We start from the raw sequence: 22,114 nt of genomic DNA, 5'->3' as shown, positions 1-22,114 counted from the left end.
CTACAAGTTTGAGCGACCACTGTCCTTCGTCGATGTGTCGGATATGCACGTAACAGTCCTCCTCGAGCGCACCATTTTCGTCGATAAGCCCCTCGACACGCATGTCTCCCTTGGGGAGCGTGACGCCGACCGAGTCGCGGTCCAGCTACCGAATTTTGTTGCGTGTCATATCTCGGCGCTCAACCCCACTTCTCTTAAGACTTGGTGAACTTCTGGATTTTCAAGGGAAACCGATGATATCCCATAGAATTTTTTCATATCGGGGAAACCGGCTGGTCGTATGGCAGTACGCCTCCCGCAGACGTACATTCCTGACTCGGTTCGGCAGGAAGACGGTATCGGCGTGACAGAGATAGTAGCCACTGCACGTCACTGCACACCAGATCACATAGCCCCCATGCGATCTGTGTGTACATCGGTTCAGGTGTTACTATCGTATTCTCGCCCCGCTGTTCGTGCTGGCGTCGTTCTCGATCGGCGCGGTCGGCACGCTCCAGTTCAGCGCGCCGCTTGACGTGTCGCTCACGGACTCACTCTATTCGGCCCGCGGGACGGACATCACCGATGCGTTCATCCGCTCGATCTTGTTGCTCGGCTGGTTGACCAACGAAAGCACCCCGAAGACTGGACCGACGTCGAGACCGTCGTCATCACTCTCCTCTAGGTCGTCGTCGTTTTGCTGCTGTCGTTGCTGGCGCTCTTCGCGACGTTCGTCGGCGCGTTCGCTCTTGGCTTCCGGTGTGTCGTCTGGGTTCACCTCGTCGAGCGCATCGTCGGCAGTGTCTTCGAGGAATCGCGACGAGAAGGCAACCCACGTCTGCACACCCTGCACCTTCTTGAGAACCCCTGGCTCATCGCTCTCCGGATCTGGAATCCCGACATCTACACCAGCAGCCGAGCCACGGCTCAGTCGCGCGTAGGTATCGCATTTAGAACAGCGGTGGACGCGATCGTCATCACCGAACACGCGACTGAACCGATCAGAAACGTGGGCGCCACAGTGACGACAACTCAAGTCAGCGGTCGGCGACTGGAGCGAGACCGTCACGCCGACCACCCCCAGTTTGTGACGAGAATCGCGTGACGGAACGGAGACACAATCCGTTGCCCGTTAGGATCAGATTCTACTCCCGTCTGTGAAATGGACGAAAGTGCCGAAAAGACGGACAACGAAAGCTCTACGGGGGAAGTAGTATGAGTCGAGAATCGAGCCGGTTGCGAATGGGCGCTGCAGGATTTGAACCCACGACAGCTTGGTCCGAAGCCAAGTACTCTGTCCAGACTGAGCTAAGCGCCCTTACCACCTATTTTCCGGCGGTCCCGTATAAGTCACTCGATTCGTGACGGTTTCGACATCGACCAGCACACCACACTCCTCTCGAGCGCTCGAGACAGCATTCTACTTCTCAATCGGTGAAAATTACCGCACGGGGTATTTACGCTGTGTGGGCAACAGTCAGCTGTCAATGACGGTGAACGAGGCCCCGATCCCAGACGACGGTTGGTCTGCAGATGCACCGCTCGAGTTGCTCACTGATGACGAGAACGAGGTCTGGACTGCCGTTCCCGCCGATGCGACTGGCGACGAACGGGTCTGTAAGTGGCTCTCAGTCGACGCCGAGACGCTGTGTGATCTCGAGGAGTGGCGGTAGGCTCGCCGGCATCACACTGTTTTACCCCGCGCGTGCAATCGAATTGAGTGACAGCGACGACCGCTGAGAGCGGATCGTACCGTTTAACCAGTCCGACTGAGCAGTTTCGTCCATGACAGCGGGTGAGACGATTCGTGGGCTGCTCGAGTTGACGCGGCCGATAAACGTGGTTGCAGCGAGCGTGTTGACGTTTATCGGCGCGTTCGTCGCCGGTGGTGTCGCCGCCGAGCCACTGTCGGTGACAGCGGCGATCGCGGCAACGGGGTTTGCAGTTGGGGCCGGAAACGCGATCAACGACTACTTCGATCGGGAAATCGACCGAATCAACCAACCAGGGAGAGCGATCCCTCGGGGAGCCGTGAGCCCACGGGGTGCGCTCGGTTTTAGCCTCGTCTTGTTCGGTGGCGCTGTCGGGCTCGCGATCACGCTGCCGGCGGCTGCGATCGCCATCGCAGCGATCAATCTGCTTGCGCTGGTCGCGTACACCGAGTTCTTCAAAGGACTGCCCGGGCTGGGGAACGCACTGGTCGCCTACCTCGTCGGAAGCACGTTTCTCTTCGGCGCGGCGGCGGTGGGCAACATGGGCCCTGCCGTGGTGTTGTTCGTCCTCTCGGCGATTGCGACACTGACTCGAGAGATTATCAAGGACGTCGAGGACATCGCTGGCGACCGCGAGGAGGGGTTGAACACGCTTCCCATCGCAATCGGCGAACGGCGTGCGCTCCAGATCGCGACTGGCTTGCTCATCGTGGCTGTGATCGCGAGCCCGATTCCGTATCTCCTCGAGTATTTCGGAATCATGTACCTGCTGGTGGTGGTGCCGGCGGACGCGGTGATGCTCTATGCGGCCGTCGAGAGTTTCGACGATCCGACGGCTGGACAGTCACACCTCAAGTACGGGATGTTCCTCGCTGCACTGGCGTTTATTGTTGGGCGGGCAGCGGTGACGATCCCAACAGGCGGGTGAACTGACTCGAGAGTAGTTTCGAACCTGAATGCCCGTGATATCGGAAAGCAGTGTTGACAATAGTCGTCTAATCAAAAGTAATATAAGCTAGATTCGGTATTTTCATACCACACACCGAAGTAGCCAGCGCACACAGTGATACACCAGTACGGCTGCGGATGGATGTGAGTATCTGGTATGTATGACCTCGCAGACGTCCTACCGGACGCCGAAATCGAGCCCGGGACGAATCTACTCATCGCGGGTCCGCCGCTAACGGGGAAGCGACAGATCGCGTTCGATATCCTCGCAAGCGGTGCCGACCGCGGTGATGGGTCGATCATCGTGACGACCAAAGACAGTGCCGACAAGGTTCTCAAGTCGTTTGCCGACTCGATTAGTCCAGGTACTGATCCAGATCTCGGCGTCGTCGACTGTGTTACTAAACAGCGCGGTATTGGATCCGTCGACGACGATCCGCGAGTCAAGTACGCCTCCTCACCGGTCGATATGACGGGAATCGGAATCAATCTCTCGGAGTTTTTACAGGACTTTTACGAGGAGCGTGGCGTGACCGAAAACCGCGTGTTGCTCTACTCCGTATCGACGCTGCTCATGTACTCGGATCTCCAGACCGTCTTTCGGTTTCTCCACGTTTTTACCGGCCGAATCCAGAGTGCGGACGCGATGGGTGTCTACATCATCGACTCGACGTCTCACGATGCCCAGACGATGAACACGCTCAAACAGCTGTTTGACGCCTCTATCGAACTCGAGAAAGCCAGCGATGGCGACGAGCCACAGATTCGGACGGCTGGCCTGTCGATCTAACAAGCGTTTCGGTGCCAACCGCCGAGACGGACGAGTGACATGACACTGATTCATACTGAGCACCGGCGATAACGGCTATCCGTCGCGGTTACAGGCATAACAGCGCGCCCACATCGTGGGCCCACCGTGTTTGGAGCCGGTTGCTGGCGAACCGAGAGGAGCGTATACTGGGGTACTGTCCGAGGAAATGTAGCGGAGAACGCTACTTAGACGGTGTGTCGCTCGCGTCGGCTTCCGTGATCGTGTCGGTTGACTCTGTCGCGTCGCTGTCGGTCTCAGCGGCCTCGAGTTCGGCTTCGTCGATCGCTGCTTCTGCGAGGATTTCCTCACCGTCAAGCCCCTGTTCTGCAGCGATCGCAAGCAGGAGTGCTCGTTGTTCGGTGAGTTGATGATCGAGACGCTTGACCGTCTCGTGGGTGTCATCCATCTCTTCTTCCAGTCCAATGATCCGTTGCTGGAGTTGCTGTACCTGCTTGTACATCGCTTCGGCACGGTCGGAAAGGCCCTGAATCTTCTTTGCAGTGCTGCCAAGTCCCATACATGAGTGATGTGTTGGCTGACTAATGGGCCTTTTCCTCCGTGGCTCGAGGCGGCCAATCCCCGTCTCTCCGTTTGCGAACCGTTGTCCTGTTTCCGGTCAGAGACGGTGTTTACTACTACTATTGTACGTAATTCCGGTAACGCGGACCATCAAAGATTTATAGCGGCCAGTTGGACCGACTAACAGATGATTCCGATCGACGACTCTCCGATCGTTCGCGACGGCAAGTCACTGATTCTCGCGATGGACCACGGGTTAGAACACGGTCCGGTCGACTTCAAGGAAGTACCGGAAAAACTCGACCCATCGACGGTCTTCGAGACGGCGACGCACGACGCCGTCACCGCGATGGCCGTCCAGAAAGGGGTCGCTGAGGGCTATTATCCCAGCTACGAGGACGACGTCAACCTCCTGCTCAAACTCAACGGCACGTCGAACCTCTGGATGGGCGAGCCCGACTCGCCGGTCAACTGCTCGGTTGATTACGCCGCCGAGCTCGGTGCCGACGCGCTCGGCTTTACCGTCTACAGCGGTTCGAACAACGAAGTCGAAATGTACGAGGAGTTCCGTGACGCCCAAGAGAAGGGCCGCGAGTACGACCTCCCGATGGTCATGTGGTCGTACCCACGCGGACAGGGGCTGAAAAACGACACCAAGCCAAGCACCATCTCCTATGCGACCCGTATCGCCCTCGAGATCGGTGCCGATATCGCGAAAGTGAAATACCCCGGCAGCAAGGAGGCGATGGCCCACGCCGTCAAATCTGCCGGTGACATGAAAGTCGTCATGAGCGGCGGCTCGAAGACCTCCGACTACGAGTTCCTCTCGACGGTCGAGGCCGTGATGGACGCCGGTGCGAGCGGACTCGCCGTCGGTCGTAACGTCTGGCAGCGCGAGGACCCGACCCAGCTGCTCGACGCGCTGGAGAAGGTCATCTACGAGGGCGAAACCGCCGACGCCGCACTCGAGGAATGACGGTGTCCGACCCAGTCGAGGACATCGTCGCGACGATCAGCCGCTCGGCGACCGAGATCCGACAGGGACTGGTCGGTCGACGGGGGAAAGCTGACGAAGAAAACCCCAGCGGTGAGACCCAGGCCGAGGCGGACGTCTGGGCTGACGACTTACTCGCAGAGCGACTGTCGTCGATCGACGGCGTTTCCCAGTACGCAAGCGAGGAGCGCGCGGAGATCATCGACTGTGATGACGACGGGCTCTCCGTGGCCGTCGATCCACTCGATGGCTCCTCGAACCTCAAGTCGAACAACACGATGGGGACGGTGTTTGGCATCTACGACGAGCCACTCCCCGCCCCGGGTACTGCCCTCGTTGCAGCGGGATACGTGCTCTACGGCCCGATCACGACGATGGTGTATGCCCGTGACGGGACGGTCACGAAGTACGAACTCACCGGAGGTGAGCGGACAGTCGTCGAGCACGACGTGACCCTCCCCGACGATCCGATCACCTACGGTTTCGGCGGGCGCGTCCCCGACTGGCCCGCTGACTTCGAGGCGTACGTCCGCGAAGTCGAGGCAAACCCACAACACAAGCTCCGCTACGGCGGTGCGATGATCGGCGACGTCAACCAGGTCCTCACCTACGGCGGTATCTTCGCCTACCCCGCCCTCGAGGACAGCCCCAACGGGAAACTCCGCTTGCAGTTCGAGGGGAACCCGATCGGCTACGTCATCGAGGCTGCCGGTGGCCGCTCCTCGAACGGCGAGTACTCGATCCTCGAGGTCGAGGCGACCGACCTTCACCAGCGCGTGCCGGTCCACGTCGGTAACACGAGCCTGATCGACCGCCTCGAGGCCGCACTCGCGTAAGCGATACAGAGGTTCATCGCCGCCTCGAGGCCGCACTCGCGTAAGCGATACAGAGGTTCATCGCCGCCTCGAGGCCGCCGGGGTTCGACCTGTACGCGGATGCGCTCGACGAAATGATTGATCAGGTCGGCGCGGTCGTCGATGGGGCACTGCTTGCGGCTTATCACAATCTCACCCCTAAGCACGTCGACGAGACGGCCGACGACGGCTTCCTCTTGTACGCCGGCGGTCGTTGCCTGTCCTAATCGCGTCGTCGACGATCCTGCAGGCACTGTCGGCATCGGTGACATCGTTTCGTCGTCGAGTTTTCTTCTCGAGCGAGAACTGCGGACAGTACAATGCGTGTGTCAGTCGGTTCAGTTGTTACTCTAGGCAGTCGGTTCGTCGGAATCGCTGGTGCGCCATGCTGCGGTTACGGTGACGTAGACACCGATCCCGAGGAGGAGCAGTGCGTAAAACGCCCACCGTGGCCACGCGTTCTGCAGAAAGAACAGCGTCAGAAGCATGACCCAGCCGGTAATGACGAGCAGGTCGATCGCGAGTCGGGCAGTGGTGTTTGCAACCGATTTTATCGTGCCGCCAGCCCGGCCGGGGCTGTCAGCAGTATCGGAACTCATCGGCGTGGTGGTTGTCCGCGGTGTGGTCGGTGAACGAACATTGGCGTGACGGTCGAGTATCTGGCAGGTCGGAACGGACGACGCTGATTCAGGTCGCAGTTGGTGGTGCCGTCGTGTGTTGGATCGTGGTCGTCGTCCATGAGTTAGAAGTGATAGCCGTAGGTTTCAGTCAGTTTGTAGGCACCAATTCCCCAGACGTAGCTCTGTCCTGGCCACCACGTACGGGCATTGTTGAAGCCTGCAACGAGGACGTCCTCGTCAGCACCCTCGGGGTCGTTATGATAGCTCACCGATCCGCTGTCGCCGTCAGTCAGATCCATTTCGCCACCCCAGCGAATCTGACCGCGTCGACAGAACTCGTCGGTAAAGCAGGTAACCGCGTCGATACCCTGAATCGTCCCGGTCGTATGCCCAGTCATGGCACCGACCTTCTCGAGATCTTCGCCACGAGCGATGAGATCAGCAAGTCCGAGTCGGGTGAGCTGACCACGGACGCGAGCCGGTGAGGGTGTGTCGATCATGTTCGAGGGTCTGAATTGGTTTCCGGGGGTGACAGCGACGATATCCTCGACCGGATGAGCGCGCTCGACGGCTCCCAGTTCGACAGTGTCGGCTCCATCGACCGGCAGTGAGAGTCGATCACTGTCCGGATCGGCTCCGTCCTCGAACGCGTGTTCGGCCGTCACGAAAAACTCCTGTCGGGTGTCCGGATCGTACAGAACAGGGCCGAGCGTCGCAATGCTCCCCGGTGTTTCACAGGCGATGCCGCTCGGAATATCCCCATTCGAGGTCGAGTCGATAAACCGCGGCTCGAAGCCCTCGTGTCCGTCTTCGATGCCGTCGATATCGACGATCGTCTCGATATCAAGTGAGACGTCGTCGACCAGTCCATCGAACGTGTCTCGGAACGAATCGAGACCACTCGAGATACCGACAGAGACGGATGCAGTCCCACGCTCGTACGATCCGGGAACGACTGCACTCCCGAGATAGCCAGTAAATGCTGTTCGCGCCAGCAGGTCGTTCAGTTCGAAGGCCTTCGTAACAGATGCATACCACGACGCGGGGACGTCCCGCGTCCGCTCCTCGAGTGACCACGGGTCGTCGGGGTCGGACCTGACGAGTGCGGTAACGATTGGAACCTCGCCGTCATCAGCTGCAAGGAAATCGTCGACACCGAGAAACTGGGCAACACCGAGTGCGTAGCCGCCAGTAACGAGGGTCCGAAGGAATTCGCGACGGTCCATGCCCGCCTCGAGCCGGTCACGAATCGTCGCGAGCCGGGAAACGAGATGCTCGGTGTGTGTGTCTTCCATACCGCGAGAGTGGTTTATAACGGTGTGTTCACCCGTATCGTCCAGCGACGGACCACGGACACGGGAGCGCCTACAGCTGTCAGATACGAAGACGAAATCGAGCAAAGCCATTGTGCCTGCAGGTGCCACGCGTTATATATCACGTGGAGGATACGAATCCGCTAAGCGGCAGGTGGTAATCAGCTGTGATGGGGAGCGTCAGGTTTTGCGAACAGGTCGTTACAACCCGCCGGTCGGCTAGCCCTGTCCCGACAGCCGTCATGGCCACAGCCTCGATTGGGGCCGGTCGAGGCCATCCCCGTTACTCCGCTGTTCGCACCCGATTTATCACCCACTACCGATCGAAATCAGATACTGACGCTCTCGAGGCCGTCGTTTTCAGCCGGATCAGCCACGCCCCTTCGAGGAGATTCCACGGTGGTTACCAACGTGTTACGAGAGGTGGTGAGACGCTACGCCTGACATAACAATACCGCGAGTGGTGGAACCGTCGTCTGCGGACACCACTCCCGACGGTGACGTAACGACCGGTTCGACTCCGGCGGGGAGTTTATGAGTTTCAGCGGGGCCTCTCTCCACACCGAACTGCTTCGTGACCTCTCTCCAGCCGTCCTCGAGCGACTTCTGTGGGTCCTCGTCGCGCTATCGCTGGTCGGTGACATCGTGACGACGTTCGTCGGTCTACACCTCGGACTGGCCGAATCGAACCCGGTCGCCAGGAGTGCAATCGAAGGCTACGGGCTGGCTGGCATGCTCGCGCTCAAAGGCATCGCAGTCGCTATCGGACTGATCTGTCGGCCGATGCTCCCTCCAGCCTACCGACCGATCGTTCCCGCAGGGCTTGCGCTCCCCTGGACAGCGGCCGTCTGTATCAACGTCTATATGATCTCGACGGCGATCTGATCGGCCGAGATACCGAGACGCAGTGTTTTTGTTACTACAATATAGTCTCATGGAATATGACACGAACGCGGACCACGACCAGACGACGCTGGCTGTATGTAAGTTCAGTTGGTGTCCTCGGGCTGGCCGGCTGTCTTGACGATGGCGCTGATATCGCCGAAGACAACGGTAGTAGCGAGGCCCCCGACCTCGAGTTTCCACCCGGGCTGAGTTCGACCGGCGTCGAAGCGCCGGAGACACTTCTCGAGGCCCACAGAAGCGAGGTTGCAGCGGCCTCGTTCCACAGCGAGCACGAGTGGCAACGAACGACCAGGGGCGACGGAGATCAGAACGTCCGAGCCGCGTCGTCGACGATCCATGCCGAACCTTCTGCCGAGCGTGTCAAACGGACGAGCCGCGAGGGGTACGACGGATCGGGTACGGAGCAGGCGATCTACATCGATGGCGATCGTGGAGCCGCCAGCGATGGCGACACTGTTGGTCGGCTAACCGCCGACGACGTCATCGACGACGCACTCGAGGCACTCGAGGTCTGGATGCTCGAGGCAATCGATGACTACCACGGGACACAGTCGACCGATGCGGGACCAGTCCACGAGTTCAGTGTGTCGGGAGCACAGATCCAAACTGCCTTCGGAGGCGATACGGAGAGACAGTTCGAGGGTTCCGGCACCGTTCTCGTCGACGAAGACGGACGGATTCACGAGTATCAGACGAGACAGACAGGTACTGTGACGGCAGAGACGGATGGCATGGACGACATGGAGGTCGAACTCGAGATCAACGTCGAGTTCGGCGGGTTTGGAGCGACAGCCGTGGCAGAGCCATCGTGGGTCGACGACCTCCTGCCAGTCGGCAACCCGGATGTCACCATCGAGCCCGGGACACGGATCGCTCTGGATGGGCAGACCGCTGGCTGGGAAGGCGTCGAACCGTCAGCAATCGAGGGGCTGGTCAACCCCACACTCGTCCTCGAAGCGGGCGAACCGTACGAGATTGGCTGGTCGACGGGCGACGGTCAACTGCATAATATCGAACTCCGAACCGAGACCGACGACGTCGTCGATGGGTACGAAACGCCGTTAGTCGATGAACCAGGGCCAGACCAGTGGCTCGAGTTCGTCGCGACATCGGAGATAAGCACGTACGCCTGTGCACCCCACGAGACCAGTATGCGCGGCAGCATCGAGGTCCGCTGACCGAATCCGACTTCGACTCAGCTGTTGACCGCCTCTCACGAATCGGTGTCAGCCGACTCGTGTTCGAGAGGGACACTATCGTCCGACTGTGTGCTCGAGCGCGTCTCGACGGACTCCGAATCGCCAGCGCCGTCCTCGAGTGCCGTCCGGATTGCTCGCAACTCGACGAGGATCTCCTCGAGGACCGCATCGGTTGCGTTGGCCGTCTTAGAGCGGTCGGTGGCCTGCCCGCGGGAGACGTGACTGCTGATCAGCTGCTGGACCGCTCGTGGCTCCGGAACGGATCGAAACCGCATTTCGACACCCGCGCCGCCGGCGGAGCTGATTTCGACGTGGCCATAGCCAAAATGCGTACCGAGTGCACTCTGGCTGTAGGAGGTGTTCTGGACCTTCTCGAAGTCGATCCGCTTGACATCCCGCGAGAACACGCCGCGTTTCTCGTACAGACCGGATGTGGTCACGACGTAGTCCGTGCTCCGAATCCAGAGGACAGCCCAGCCGACGATCGGAACCGTCACCGCTCCGAGCACTGCGACGAGTGCCAGTCCGGCAACCGTATTGAACGGGACGACTGCGAGTGCAAGCACAGGCAACGCGAGTAACAACGCCGTCGGTGCAACCGTCCGCAGATCCGGCCCGCCAGCCCAGCGGACCGACTCGTCGGCATCCAGAGACAGCCATTCGAGGTCGCCGTCGGTTTCCAGTCCACTCATACGCTCGAGGTCACACAGCGACGGCAAAAGCATACTGCTCGCTCGCGGGGAGTCGCCAACTCGGTTCGAACGTTCGACATCCTCCATTTGTCGTGCAGTGCCAACTCGAAATTATTGCATAATACCATGCCGAGAGAGTGTGGTGTGCAAATATTGCACGAACTCGAATGAAGTAGCAAACATTATCTCTGCCGCGGGAAAACAGCTTCCCAGTACCCGAGACAGTCGTCGCGTTCGAAGCGGCTGTCAGCAGAGGGCTACCGTGACCCTCGCTTCGGGCGGAATCTCTACGGCAATACTATGACAACAACTGAGCCCACATCGGAGCCGGAACCGGAGAGTGCCGTTGAAACAGCCCGTCGCCAACTCGAGCGCGCAGCTGCCCATCTCGACGTCGACGAGGGAATCGTCGAGCGACTTCGACATCCGACGAGCGTCTACCGCGTGACGATCCCACTCGAGCGCGATGACGGAAGCCGTGAGATGTTTACCGGATATCGTGCCCACCACGACAGCGTCCGTGGGCCGTACAAAGGCGGCCTGCGCTACCATCCTGGCGTAACCGAAGAGGAGTGTGTCGGTCTTTCGATGTGGATGACCTGGAAGTGTGCTGTGATGGACCTTCCATTCGGTGGTGCGAAAGGTGGCGTCGTTGTCGACCCGAAAGAGCTCAGCAAGGACGAAACCGAGCGGCTCACCCGACGGCTTGCGGAGGAACTCCGCCCCGTGATCGGCCCGATGAAAGACATTCCCGCGCCGGACATGGGGACCGGTCCCCAGGAGATGGCGTGGTTCATGGACGCCTACTCGATGCAACAGGGCGAGACCGAGCCCGGTGTCGTCACTGGCAAGCCGCCAGTCGTCGGCGGCTCCTACGGCCGAGAGCGAGCACCCGGTCGGAGCGTCGGCATCGTCGCTCGAGAGGCGATTGAGTACTACGACTGGGACATGGAAGACACCACTGTCGCCGTCCAAGGGTTCGGGAGCGTCGGTGCCAACGCGGCCCGCTATCTCGATAACCTCGGGGCCTCGATCGTCGCCGTCTCCGATATTGATGGCGCGATCTATGATCCCGACGGCCTCGACACGACCGACGTCGAAGACCACGACGAAACCCCAGGCATGGTCTCGGGTTACGACGCCCCCGAAACGCTGTCGAACGACGAACTACTCGAGCTCGACGTCGACGTCCTCATTCCGGCCGCGATCGGCAACGTCCTAACCGCCGAGAACGCACGCGACGTCAGTGCGAACCTGATCGTCGAAGGTGCAAACGGACCAACGACGTCGACGGCCGACCAGATCTTCGAAGAACGAGAAATCCCAGTCATCCCCGACATCATCGCCAACGCCGGTGGCGTGACGGTGAGCTACTTCGAGTGGCTCCAGGACATCAACCGTCGCAAATGGAGCCTCGAGCGTGTCCATGAGGAACTCGAAGACGAGATGCTCCAGGCGTGGAACGCCATCCGCGAGGAGTACGACGCTCGCGACGTCACCTGGCGCGATGCGACGTACATCGTGGCGCTGTCACGGATCGCCGATGCACACGACGTGCGTGGGCTCTGGCCATAGTCGCGAGACGAGCAGTTCGATCTCGGTGTAGCAAAACGACGCCCACACCCCTCGTTCAGACTGAAACGACACCACGAGTCAGCCGACGTTCGAGAGACGTGCCTGTTCCCGGTCGGCCGGTCAGGAAAACGAGGAGAGATCGACGTCGCGGTTGTTCGTTGCGGATCCAGTCTCGGTGAGTTGGTCGTACGTCGGAAGCTCCTTGAGTGAGTCGTCCCGGCGGACTGCTTTGATAATGTGTTTCGGGTCAGTGACGAGGCGATGTAAGAGATAACTCCCCTGAGAGCGGCCTCCACCGGTTTTTTCCGACTCGATAACGCCAAGGAAGGCCTGCTCTTTGAGCTGCCGATACAGCCCGTTTTCAGTGATCGGATCGGTCGTGACCATGTTGCAGATCCCGACGTATCGCTCGTAGATCTCCCGTGTCTTGTGGGTCTCGCGGTCGCCGGTAATGATCCGACTTGCCAGCGCATAGAGGGCGAGTTTTGCGTGGACAGTCGCCCCGCTGGTGAGCTCTTCGATTCGATTGATCTCGGCGACCTCCTGGGCCTGCTGGATGTGGCTCTCTGAGACGGTTTCCGAGCCAGTGCGACGAGCGAGTTCGCCGGCCTCTTTGAGGATCTCGATCGCCTTTCTGGCGTCACCATGCTTTTTTGCAGCGAGTGCCGCACAGAGTTCGATCGTCCCGCCTTCTAAGACCTCGGGCTGAAACGCATCTTCGCGATTTCGCATAATCTCCCGGAGCTGTGAGGCATCGTACGGATGGAAGAACAGCTCTCGGTGGCCGAAGCTGCTGTCGATGCGTTCGTCGAGCGTCTCCCGATACTTGACCTTGTTGCTGATGCCGATCACGCCGATGTAAGCGTCCGTCTTCTGGGCTTCACGCGCCCGTGAGAGTTGCATCAGAATATTACTGTTGTCCAGTTTGTCAATCTCATCGAGGATGACGATAATGGCGTCAAAAAAGTCCTCGAGGATTCCCCAGATATGCTGGTAGTACTCCATCGTCCCGACACCTCGTAGCGGAATGTTCTCCTGATAGCCAGTCTGATCTTTCAGACTCAACGCGAGCTGGCGCGTCGCGCGCGTTTCCGTGTTCGCTTCGGAACAATCGACATAGAGCACGCCACAGTCAATCTCGTTGTCTCGAGCGGCCGTCTGTGCTCGAGTGGCGACGTGTCGAGAGATGAGACTCTTTCCAGTACCGGTCTTCCCGTAGATCATCACGTTGTTGGGTGGATCGCCTCGCGTGATCGCACCGACTTCGGCGGCGACGGACTGGATCTCGTCGTCCCGGCCGACAATCCGGTCTTCGTCGGGAACGTGACCGACGTGGAGGAGTTCCTTCCGATCAAAGATCGGATCGTGAGATTGGAAAAGCGGGTCCCCTGCCTGTTCAGCCATGTCTCCGTTCTTGGAGACATACATAATAAAACTATGGAAGGTAGTTCAGACTGATAACGATCAGGTAGACGTTTTAAGACGTAATGTTTCGGCTGTCTTCGATTTCCCTACAGAGTCCCCGGATGCAGACTGTAGTGCACGCTTTGTGGAACGCTCGTGTCGGACCCCCACACCCCTCATTCAGAGTGAAAGTGCGAACGACGGTGGGGGGAGGGTCCGAAGAAGATGGTGGTGGAAGCTGATGGTCCAGAGCAGTGTCGGATGATGAGCTAACGTCGTCGTCTGACATGATAGAGCCGGAAGCAGTGGAGACAGCCCACTTCGGACGAGTCACTGACGACGACGCCACGTTTTGCTTGTTAGATCGCTAGCTCATTCATTCTTATTCTAGAACTACCTACCTAGCTAGTATAGTACGATTATATCTTACGATATAGGCAATTTCATCCTCCAACTGCAGTCAGTCTTATTTTCACAACCAATCTGTAGCAAATATCATCTCCACACACGGTTCGCCGCCCCCCAACCCACGTGTACTCTGTTTTCACTCTGAATAGGGGGTGGGGGTCTTGCGTTATTCGACAGGCTGGACAGGGCGAGTAGCTCGAGGCTTACCCTGCGGTGTCCACGCCACCGCTCTGCTCTGCAACCGAAGGGAGGACCCGTGATCCGATTTCACTCTGAACGACGGGTCTCTCCGTTCCAGCGTTCTGACTCGAGCCACAGTACACGACCGACTCGACGTTGCCCAGCTGGTCGCTTATATTGGCCAACGCAGACCGAACCATTTTTCACTCTGAACGAGGGGTGCCCGTCCACGCCTCCGTTCTGACCAGCTTGAGGCGTCGACATGGCGACAGCGGCGTCTGCCTCGAAACTCGGTCACTTGGTCCGTCCAACAGTATATAGTAATGGCTCACAGACATGATGTATGGGACGGAGAAGCATTCTGTTCACGCCAGGGGATCGTCCGGAGATGATGCGCAAGTCGCCCACTGCAGGGGCGGATGTGATCGTTTTCGATCTCGAGGATGCAGTTGCGCCCGGACAGAAAGCCGATGCACGTGAGACTGTTCGAACGGTTCTCGCCGACCCGGCGTTCGATCCGGACTGTGAGGTCTGTGTCCGCGTCAACGCGACCGAGTCAGCTGTGGCGGCCGACCTCGAGGCGCTGTTGCAGGATGTCGATGGCGACGTTCGGCTCGATAGCGTAATGTTGCCGAAAGTCGACTCGCCGGGGGACGTGCAGGGACTTGTGGACGAACTCGCAAGTTATGACGTCTCACTCCCCGTGTTTGCGCTAATCGAGAGCGCTGCGGGCGTCCTCGCTGCACCGGAGATTGCGGCCGTTCAGGCGACTGATGCGCTCGTTTTCGGTGCAGAGGATCTTTCGGCGGATCTCGGTGCGACCCGTACAGATGAGGGAACTGAAGTCCTCTACGCGCGCGAACGTGTCGTCCTCGCTGCTGCTGCACACGAGTGTGCGGCTATCGACACCCTCGTCACTGATTTCGGCGACGAAGCACAACTGCGTGAGGATACGGCGTTTTCGGTCCAGCTCGGCTACGACGGCAAACTGGCGATCCATCCCGCGCAGGTCGACCCGATCAATGCGGCGTTTACACCGTCGGCAGACGATCTCGAGTGGGCCCAAAAGGTTCTCGAGGCCAAGCGGACTGCGGATGCCGAGGGTCGAGGCGTCTTCGAAGTCGATGGCGAGATGATCGATGCGCCGTTGATCGCACAGGCCAAACGAATCCGCTCACGGGCCGTTGCAGCCGAGACGTGGCCTGAGAGTGATCACTGAGGCCAGCGATTAATGCCGTGTTCCCACCCGAATCGACGTCGACAGTTCGGAAAAATATAATTGCCTCTGAATACCTTATATTGAATATTATGCACTATGAATAGCATTCGTCACGTTTATTTTGGTTTCCTTGGAAGGCATACTCAATGTCTGGCGAAGCAAACCCGTTTGAAAGTCTCCAGTCTCAGATCGACGAGGCCGCTGTTCATCTCGACGTCGGCGACGACGTGATCGAGCGGCTCAAACATCCGGAGCGAGTTCTCGAGACGAACCTCACGATCGAGCGTGACGACGGCAACCTCGAGCGATTCAAGGCGTTCCGCTCGCAGTTCAACGGCGATCGCGGACCGTACAAGGGCGGCATTCGCTACCACCCACAGGTTTCCCGTGACGAAGTGAAGGCGCTGTCGGGCTGGATGGTCTACAAGTGTGCGACCGTCGGCATCCCCTACGGTGGCGGCAAAGGTGGAATCATCATCGACCCTGATGAGTACTCCGAGGCCGAACTCGAGCGCGTCACTCGTGCCTTCGCGAAGGAACTGCGCCCGATGATCGGCGTGGACCGCGACATTCCCGCACCCGACGTGAACACGGGCCAGCGGGAGATGAACTGGATCAAAGACACGTATGAAACACTCGAAAACACCACTGAGCCTGGTGTCATCACGGGTAAAAACATCGCCAGCGGTGGCAGTGAAGGCCGCGTCGAGGCAACCGGCCGCTCGACAGTGATCGCTGCCCGCGAAGCCTTCGACTATCTCGGCAAGGATCTCGAGGGCGCAACCGTCGCTGTGCAGGGCTACGGCAACGCCGGCTGGATCGCCGCCAAACTGATCGACGAGATGGGGGCAACTGTCGTCGCAGCCAGTGACTCGAGTGGCGGGATCTACAACCCGGACGGGTTTGACCCGGTTGCGGCCAAAGACCACAAAAACGAGACCGGTAGCATCCTCGGCTACGAGGAGTGTGAAACGGAAGTGACGAACGAGGACATTCTGACGATGGATGTCGACCTGCTGATTCCCGCTGCCCTCGAGAACGCGATCGATGCCGACCTCGCCGAGGAAGTCACGGCAGACGTTATCTCCGAGGCTGCAAACGGGCCACTGACCCCCGAAGCCGACGCCATCCTCGAGGACAAAGACGTCTTCGTGATTCCGGACATCCTCGCCAACGCTGGTGGGGTGACGGTGAGCTACTTCGAGTGGGTTCAGAACCGCCAGCGGTTCCACTGGACCGAAGAGCGAGTCAACGCGGAACTCGAGGAACTCATCGTTGACGCCTTCGATGCTCTCGTCGAGACGCTCGAGGCACACGATCTCGACAACCCACGGACCGCGGCGTATGTGGTTGCGATCGGTCGCGTCGCCAATGCCTTCGAGGAAGCCGGCTCGTTCCCCTGACACGTCGGTACGACGTCGCTGACAGCGCCTCGTTTGAGACGGCAACACTCTTGTTGCGTAACTATTCATCTCCGAACTCGATATCCTTTTGCCGATTGCTGGCAACCCACAGATAGAGTGACTGTAGGGGAACGTCTCGCTCGGTATCGCGACCGAATTCGCCGGAAACTCCTCGCTGCGTTTCGTGAGGAACGGACGCCACGGCAGATCGCTGCGAGCTTCGCTGTTGGCATTTTCGTCACCGCACTGCCAACCGGTGGCGTCGGTATCGGCCTGTTTTTCGTCTTCATTTCGCTGTGGTCGTGGATCAGCAAGCCAGCGATTTTCGCCTCCGTCATCGTCCTCAACCCGTTTGTCAAGCCAGCGGTCTACCTCGCGAGTTTCCAGGTCGGCGCGTTTTTACTGGGTTCGAACTCGGTTCGCTCACGGGATGCGACAACGACCGAGTTTGCGTGGGTTGGGATTCAGCAACTCCTTCTTGGAAACGCCGTCGTCGCCATCGTGCTTGGCGCTGTCGGGTACGTGACGGTGTTGCATCTGACTCGAGTGCACCGCCGACGGACAGATCGCCATCCCGGGCCGTCAGTCGGGTCGGGAATTCTTGGCCTGTTCCGACGCTAACCCCTCGACATCGTTCGAAGACGACAGCGAAGTGATGGATCGTCGCCGAACACTCTCTTAGAGAAGCAACAACCATTTACGAACACAAGAGAGATTCACTCGGAAATGAATCGAAGAGCAGTGCTCGGTGGCCTTGGTGGCCTCGGACTCACGGCGCTTGCGGGCTGTCTGGGCTCCCTCGGTATGGACGTTCACGAGTCGTCGCCGGCCGGCGTCGATGCGAGCGTTCGGTCGGAGACGGGGTACGACCAGACCGAGATCGAGACGGTTACCGTCGAAGAAGACGTCGGTGTTGGAGCCGCCTCGGAGACGATCGCCGTCACGAACTATCTCACCGAACACGAGAAGGCGGTCGACATGGGGCCACTTGGTCGCCAGCGCGGTGCCGTTTTCATGGTGTTGACGACGCCACAGATTGGGGCTGCAGGCCGAAACTTCAATCCCGTCGAGGAGATGGATGCCGAAGAACTCGTTGCACTCGTCGAGGACAACTACGACGATATCAGCAACATCACGAACGAGGAGACCGCAGAGATCACGATCCTCGAGCAGACAACGACCCGGTCGCGGTTCAGCGCCGATGCGACGTTCGACGGTCACTCCCTCGAGGTCGATCTCCACGTCAGCGAGGCCGTCGAAGCAGGCGACGACCTGCTCGTGACCATCGGTGTCTATCCCCAGCAAGTTCGCAGCATGGAACAGTCGAACATTCTCGAACTGATGGAGGGCGTCGCTACGGACCTCGAACTGGACGACGCTGACGAGGATGACGAAGATAACGAGACGGACGGCGACAACGCTGACGAGACGGATGGTGACGACGCTGACGAGGATGACGAGACGGACGATGACGATTCGAGTGATGATGACAGTGATGAGACCAACGACAGCGACGACGATGGCCTCCTGGGGACACTCGAGTAGCTGACGCTGCAGACACTCCCACCGAGACGCCACTCAGACGACCCCTATGCCGTAGCCAAAGAGGGAAAGCCCACCGATGACGAAGACGGCTCCAACCCATTTCGTGGCTCGAATCCGATCTGTTTCGTCGATTTCGTCACCCTCGAGCGGTGCCATCCCCTGTCGATGCTGGGCTGTGACGATGGCCGGTGCATACCGGAGTCCGGCGACACCGAAGCCGACGAGTGCGAGGCCGATGACGAGTACGAGCATACGCTTTAAGTCGGGGAGAGGCCGAGCTCCCGGCCAATCACGAGCTGTTGGATCTCGCTGGTGCCTTCACCAATCTCCATCAGTTTGGCATCCCGATAGAACCGCTGGGGTGCGAAGTCGGTGGTGTAGCCGTAGCCGCCAAGCACTTGCACGGCGTCTTCAGCGACCTCGCGAGCAGCCTCGCTGGCGTCGAGTTTCGCGAGGGCGGACTCGCGGGTAACGGGCTCGCCGTTGTCGTACATGTGAGCAGCACGGTGTGTGAGCAGCCGTGCGCGCTCGGTTTTGCGATGCATGTCAACGATTTTGTTTCGGATGGCATCGAACGTCGAAATCGGCTGCCCGAACTGCTCGCGCTCCATACTGTATGCCTTCGCGTGCTCGTAGGCCCCCTGTGCAAGGCCGGTCGAAAGCGCGGCGATCGAGATTCGACCACCGTCGAGCGTCTGTTTCGTCTGGCTCCAGCCGTCGCCTTCCTCGCCCAAGAGGCGATCCTCGGGAAGTCGAACGTTCTCGAGACGAATCTCACAGGTTGGCGAGGCGTTCAGCCCCAGTTTCTCCCAGATCGTCGTGATCTCGAATCCGTCATCCGTTTGGGGGTCGACAATAAACGTCGAGATCCCGCCGTAGCCGGCGTCAGGGTCGGTGACGGCCTTGACGAGTACCGAGCCCGCTTCCGAGGCGTTCGTAATGAACTGCTTGGTGCCATTCAGCACCCACTCATCGCCGTCTTTCGTCGCTTTCGTGTCCATGTCCGACGCATCGGAGCCGCTGTCCGGTTCGGTCAGCGCCCAGCCGCCGAGCGTTTCGCCTTCCGCAAGCGGGCGCAGCCAGCGTTCTTTCTGGCTTTCGGTACCGAACAGCTCGAGCGGTTTCGATCCCAGCGACGTATGCGCGACGTAGGAGAGCCCGATCGACCCCGAGACTCGACCGAGCTCTTCGGCGACGAGTGCGTACATGAGCGTATCACCGCCGAGACCACCGTATGCCTCGTCGATGGGAACACCCAGCATATCCAGTTCGGCGAGCTGGTCGAAGATCTCGGCTGGAAACCGATGTTCGTCTTCGATCGCCTGGGCGATCGGCTCGATTTCGGTGTCACAGAAATCCCGGACTGTCTCCCGAATCATACGGTGTTCGTCGGGAACTGCCGTGTCCATACCGCACTGTCACCAACAACCGGAATAAACACACTGCCAAACCCAGTCGTGATCGATGGCTATCGTGTCAGCCTGAGCAGTCGGTCGTGCGCTCGAGCCCGTGGCCTACACGATGGCTGTCTGAAACATGCTGGCCCAACGACGCTGGTTCGGTCGCTACCAGCCCCGGTTGTCGTCACGATCTGTGTCGTCGTCGTCCCACGAACTCGAGTCGGTATCCCATGGGTCGTACTCGTCGTCCGAGTCGTCGTTCCGTGAGGCACTGTCGTCTGTCGACCAGCCGTCGTTCCGAGAGTGGTCGCGGTTCTCTTGCCCATCTCCGTCGCCGCTGTCCCAGCCATCGTCTCGATCAGTCAGGGCACCGCCATCGGATCGCACTGCGGCTCGCTGATCCGGGATCAGATCGAGGTCGCCGTTTGTATCGCCCAACAACAACAGCGCGTAGTACTGGAAGTAGGTCTCGATCGGCGTCCAGACGAGCGAAATGAACAGTAGGATGCACACAACTGCCAGCAGGACGACGGGGATCGCCAGTAACACACCGATCTCTCCGAGGAAGACCAACAGGACGATGAGGATCGCAAACGGGATCAGCAGTGCCAGCACACCGAACGCGATGACAAACCAGGCGGCGATCGCAATCGCGATCGAGAGGATCCAGACTAACACGAGATAGACCACGTACTCCGTCCAGTTGGCCGTAAACGTCGACCAGAACCGACTCCAGGCGCTGAGCACACCGCGGTCTTCCTGAAGCATAACCGGGACGACGAACGCGCTGGTAAACCGCTGGATCACCGAGTAGATGAGAAACAGCCCGACTCCGTACAGCGCGTACAGCCCGATCAGCCCGACCGAGAGGGCATCGAAATCACCCAGCACAAAGACGAGCGCCGCGGGTGCACTCGCCAAAGCTCCAGTGACGAGTATCACCCCCAGCTGAAAGACGAGCAGCCGGAGCCCGTTGCCGATGTTTGCCGAAAAATACCGTCGGATATGGACTTCACTCGAGCGTAACGACTCGATAAAGACGAACTCCATAATCGCGCCAATAACCGAGTAGAGTAACCAGAACACCAGCGCAATGGCGCCGATGACGAGCAGCCCCAGTATGAGCTCTTCAACCGGGAACTCCTCTCCGAACTCCGATTCGAACTCCTCGGTTCCGTCGATTCCCGGCTCGTCGGCGAACGTCGTGATGTCTCCACCGGGCACCGTCGGCCCACCCATGCCGAGTGAGCTCACGAAGAAGACGACGATTGCGAGTTTGACCCAGATCCCGAGTTGGATCGGTGTCAAGAAATTTCGCGTCGTCTCGAGTGCGTCACTCAGGTCGTCGATCGCGTCCATAACTGGGCGACTATTCAGTTGCATCGCTGATAACAATACTGCTCTGGGGCCCAGTCGAATCCCGTGAGGGTGGTTATCGTGATTAGCGTACTGTCTCACAGTGTTCGGCCAGTGATTGATTGACCGACACGTTTCGATGGCGACAGTTCGGGACGCATTTAACCCCCAAGCACTCACATGCGACGTATGGATATCCGCCGGCTCGCACGAGGAACCGTCGAATGGGACCGCCTCGAGCGCGTGATGCAGACGCTGGCGGATCGCTACGACCGAGAGTGTATCCGCGTCGAGTTTCTCGAGGCCGACAACTGGCTGTCGACGCCCTGTGTGATCGACGAGGAGTGGTTCGTCAAGATCGTCTCGAGACAGAACGCGCTCGTCCACGACGTGTTGACGACCGGACGCAACGTCGGTGCGGTGTCGGCGGGCACCGGCGGCTTTTTCGGCCGGTTCGACACGCCACGGGAGATGGTCGAACACGAGTACGAGGCAACCGAGCAGATGCGCGAGATCGGCATCAACGCACCACAGCCGATCGACGCCTTCGAAGTCAACGGGCTCGGCGTCCTCGTCCTCGAGTACCTGCCCGAGTTTCGAACGCTCGACGACGCTCCCGACTGGCTCGTCGCCGAGCGAGCGACGGAACTGTTCGAGATGCTGGCGACGTTGCGCGATCACGGGATGGCCCACGGCGACCTGCGTGCGGAGAACATCTTGCTGTGTGACGACGAGTTTTATTTTATCGACGCCACCAGCGTCCACGATGACCGCGTCGGCGAAACCACAGCGTACGATCTCGCCTGTGCGTTGGCCGTTCTCGAGCCACGGATCGGTTCTTTTCACGCCGTCGACGCGGCTGCAGACGTCTACACCGCCGACGAACTGCTTTCTGCCCGGCGTTTTCTCGACTTCGTCCGGTTGCGCCCCGACCACGAGTTCGATTCGATGGGGCTCCGGACCGAACTCGAGCGGGCGGCTGATGAGAATCGGCGATAGCTGACAGTCACTTCTCTCTGACTGTCGCTGGCCGTCAGTCGTCATCTGTACGCCGGCAGTGTTCTGTATAGGTCTCTC

22 protein-coding genes, 1 tRNA gene and 3 pseudogenes are annotated in these 22,114 nt (G+C 59.5%); 16 read left to right on the top strand and 10 right to left on the bottom strand.

From position 1 onward, the window contains the following. Positions 1–280: 280 nt before the first annotated feature. Positions 281–658, top strand: a pseudogene (locus ACERJA_RS01925) (hypothetical protein); the annotation flags it as partial. Between the two features lie 186 nt (positions 659–844). Here ACERJA_RS01925 and ACERJA_RS01920 read toward each other — a convergent pair. Further along, positions 845–1,057 (bottom strand): annotated as a pseudogene (locus ACERJA_RS01920) (hypothetical protein); the annotation flags it as partial. Positions 1,058–1,222: 165 nt separating this feature from the next. Beyond that, positions 1,223–1,297: transfer RNA gene (locus ACERJA_RS01915), tRNA-Arg, on the bottom strand. A gap of 169 nt (positions 1,298–1,466) precedes the next feature. On the opposite strand from ACERJA_RS01915, the gene ACERJA_RS01910 reads away from it, so the two are divergent. From ACERJA_RS01910 to ACERJA_RS01900, 3 genes are all read left to right on the top strand, one after another. Beyond that, positions 1,467–1,652, top strand: coding sequence for a hypothetical protein (locus ACERJA_RS01910; RefSeq protein ID WP_006067973.1), 186 nt, complete (start codon positions 1,467–1,469; stop codon positions 1,650–1,652). 112 nt (positions 1,653–1,764) lie between these two features. Further along, the gene (locus tag ACERJA_RS01905; protein ID WP_373606629.1) at positions 1,765–2,619 is read left to right on the top strand and encodes a geranylgeranylglycerol-phosphate geranylgeranyltransferase; all 855 of its coding nucleotides are present in this window, start codon (positions 1,765–1,767) and stop codon (positions 2,617–2,619) included. 177 nt (positions 2,620–2,796) lie between these two features. Then, positions 2,797–3,429, top strand: coding sequence for an RAD55 family ATPase (locus ACERJA_RS01900; RefSeq protein WP_373606628.1), 633 nt, complete (start codon positions 2,797–2,799; stop codon positions 3,427–3,429). A gap of 202 nt (positions 3,430–3,631) precedes the next feature. Here the strand turns inward: ACERJA_RS01900 and ACERJA_RS01895 are convergent, their stop codons facing one another. After that, positions 3,632–3,967 (bottom strand): DUF5798 family protein, encoded by a 336-nt coding sequence (locus ACERJA_RS01895; protein ID WP_373606627.1) that lies wholly within the window; start codon positions 3,965–3,967, stop codon positions 3,632–3,634. Between the two features lie 189 nt (positions 3,968–4,156). On the opposite strand from ACERJA_RS01895, the gene ACERJA_RS01890 reads away from it, so the two are divergent. The 4 genes and pseudogenes from ACERJA_RS01890 (at position 4,157) to ACERJA_RS01875 (ending at position 6,171) form a co-directional block, all read left to right on the top strand. After that, positions 4,157–4,945 carry a class I fructose-bisphosphate aldolase gene (locus ACERJA_RS01890; RefSeq protein WP_373606626.1) on the top strand — a complete coding sequence of 263 codons (789 nt, stop codon included), beginning with the start codon at positions 4,157–4,159 and terminating at the stop codon, positions 4,943–4,945. Beyond that, on the top strand, positions 4,942–5,799 hold the full coding sequence (locus tag ACERJA_RS01885) for a class 1 fructose-bisphosphatase (RefSeq protein ID WP_373606625.1): 858 nt from the start codon (positions 4,942–4,944) through the stop codon (positions 5,797–5,799). The genes ACERJA_RS01890 and ACERJA_RS01885 overlap by 4 nt, the downstream gene beginning before the upstream one ends. A gap of 53 nt (positions 5,800–5,852) precedes the next feature. Further along, positions 5,853–5,993 (top strand): annotated as a pseudogene (locus tag ACERJA_RS01880) (phosphofructokinase); the annotation flags it as partial. Next, positions 5,941–6,171 (top strand): ADP-dependent glucokinase/phosphofructokinase, encoded by a 231-nt coding sequence (locus ACERJA_RS01875; RefSeq protein WP_136350765.1) that lies wholly within the window; start codon positions 5,941–5,943, stop codon positions 6,169–6,171. The pseudogene ACERJA_RS01880 and the gene ACERJA_RS01875, both read left to right, overlap by 53 nt. Here ACERJA_RS01875 and ACERJA_RS01870 read toward each other — a convergent pair. Next, positions 6,168–6,416, bottom strand: a complete 249-nt coding sequence (locus ACERJA_RS01870; RefSeq protein ID WP_006067966.1) for a hypothetical protein — start codon at positions 6,414–6,416, stop codon at positions 6,168–6,170. The genes ACERJA_RS01875 and ACERJA_RS01870 overlap by 4 nt on opposite strands. Before the next feature lie 143 nt (positions 6,417–6,559). Next, positions 6,560–7,732: a hypothetical protein gene (locus ACERJA_RS01865; protein ID WP_373606624.1), complete on the bottom strand. Its 1,173-nt coding sequence runs from the start codon at positions 7,730–7,732 to the stop codon at positions 6,560–6,562. 552 nt (positions 7,733–8,284) lie between these two features. On the opposite strand from ACERJA_RS01865, the gene ACERJA_RS01860 reads away from it, so the two are divergent. Both ACERJA_RS01860 and ACERJA_RS01855 read left to right on the top strand, forming a co-directional pair. Then, positions 8,285–8,635, top strand: coding sequence for a DUF5658 family protein (locus ACERJA_RS01860; protein WP_006067964.1), 351 nt, complete (start codon positions 8,285–8,287; stop codon positions 8,633–8,635). A 56-nt stretch (positions 8,636–8,691) separates the two neighbouring features. Further along, a complete protein-coding gene (locus ACERJA_RS01855) occupies positions 8,692–9,834 on the top strand; it encodes a hypothetical protein (protein ID WP_373606623.1) in 1,143 nt (380 codons plus the stop codon). A gap of 35 nt (positions 9,835–9,869) precedes the next feature. Here the strand turns inward: ACERJA_RS01855 and ACERJA_RS01850 are convergent, their stop codons facing one another. Next, positions 9,870–10,547, bottom strand: a complete 678-nt coding sequence (locus tag ACERJA_RS01850; protein WP_373606622.1) for a PH domain-containing protein — start codon at positions 10,545–10,547, stop codon at positions 9,870–9,872. Positions 10,548–10,847: 300 nt separating this feature from the next. Between ACERJA_RS01850 and gdhB the strand changes: the two genes are divergently transcribed. Next, positions 10,848–12,122: a glutamate dehydrogenase GdhB gene (gene gdhB, locus ACERJA_RS01845; RefSeq protein ID WP_006067962.1), complete on the top strand. Its 1,275-nt coding sequence runs from the start codon at positions 10,848–10,850 to the stop codon at positions 12,120–12,122. Between the two features lie 120 nt (positions 12,123–12,242). Here gdhB and ACERJA_RS01840 read toward each other — a convergent pair whose 3' ends face one another. After that, positions 12,243–13,526, bottom strand: coding sequence for a Cdc6/Cdc18 family protein (locus tag ACERJA_RS01840; protein ID WP_373606621.1), 1,284 nt, complete (start codon positions 13,524–13,526; stop codon positions 12,243–12,245). 931 nt (positions 13,527–14,457) lie between these two features. On the opposite strand from ACERJA_RS01840, the gene ACERJA_RS01835 reads away from it, so the two are divergent. The 4 genes from ACERJA_RS01835 (at position 14,458) to ACERJA_RS01820 (ending at position 18,281) form a co-directional block, all read left to right on the top strand. After that, positions 14,458–15,333, top strand: coding sequence for a CoA ester lyase (locus ACERJA_RS01835; RefSeq protein ID WP_373606620.1), 876 nt, complete (start codon positions 14,458–14,460; stop codon positions 15,331–15,333). 146 nt (positions 15,334–15,479) lie between these two features. Further along, positions 15,480–16,736: a Glu/Leu/Phe/Val dehydrogenase gene (locus tag ACERJA_RS01830; RefSeq protein WP_373606619.1), complete on the top strand. Its 1,257-nt coding sequence runs from the start codon at positions 15,480–15,482 to the stop codon at positions 16,734–16,736. Between the two features lie 117 nt (positions 16,737–16,853). After that, positions 16,854–17,357, top strand: coding sequence for a DUF2062 domain-containing protein (locus ACERJA_RS01825; RefSeq protein ID WP_373606618.1), 504 nt, complete (start codon positions 16,854–16,856; stop codon positions 17,355–17,357). Between the two features lie 105 nt (positions 17,358–17,462). Then, positions 17,463–18,281: a DUF6517 family protein gene (locus tag ACERJA_RS01820; RefSeq protein ID WP_373606617.1), complete on the top strand. Its 819-nt coding sequence runs from the start codon at positions 17,463–17,465 to the stop codon at positions 18,279–18,281. 33 nt (positions 18,282–18,314) lie between these two features. On the opposite strand, the gene ACERJA_RS01815 is transcribed toward ACERJA_RS01820, so the two are convergent. The 3 genes from ACERJA_RS01815 to ACERJA_RS01805 form a co-directional block, all read right to left on the bottom strand. Next, the gene (locus ACERJA_RS01815; protein WP_373606616.1) at positions 18,315–18,533 is read right to left on the bottom strand and encodes a hypothetical protein; all 219 of its coding nucleotides are present in this window, start codon (positions 18,531–18,533) and stop codon (positions 18,315–18,317) included. A gap of 5 nt (positions 18,534–18,538) precedes the next feature. Beyond that, positions 18,539–19,690 carry an acyl-CoA dehydrogenase family protein gene (locus tag ACERJA_RS01810; RefSeq protein ID WP_373606615.1) on the bottom strand — a complete coding sequence of 384 codons (1,152 nt, stop codon included), beginning with the start codon at positions 19,688–19,690 and terminating at the stop codon, positions 18,539–18,541. Between the two features lie 156 nt (positions 19,691–19,846). Continuing rightward, positions 19,847–21,040 carry a hypothetical protein gene (locus tag ACERJA_RS01805; RefSeq protein ID WP_373606614.1) on the bottom strand — a complete coding sequence of 398 codons (1,194 nt, stop codon included), beginning with the start codon at positions 21,038–21,040 and terminating at the stop codon, positions 19,847–19,849. A 186-nt stretch (positions 21,041–21,226) separates the two neighbouring features. Between ACERJA_RS01805 and ACERJA_RS01800 the strand changes: the two genes are divergently transcribed. Next, positions 21,227–22,036 (top strand): RIO1 family regulatory kinase/ATPase, encoded by an 810-nt coding sequence (locus tag ACERJA_RS01800; protein ID WP_373606613.1) that lies wholly within the window; start codon positions 21,227–21,229, stop codon positions 22,034–22,036. Positions 22,037–22,114 lie beyond the last annotated feature (78 nt).

Origin of the sequence: Natronorubrum sp. A-ect3, assembly GCF_041821125.1 — an archaeon.
GTDB classification, from domain to species: domain Archaea; phylum Halobacteriota; class Halobacteria; order Halobacteriales; family Natrialbaceae; genus Natronorubrum; species Natronorubrum bangense.
This window is presented reverse-complemented; position numbering and strand designations above follow the sequence as displayed.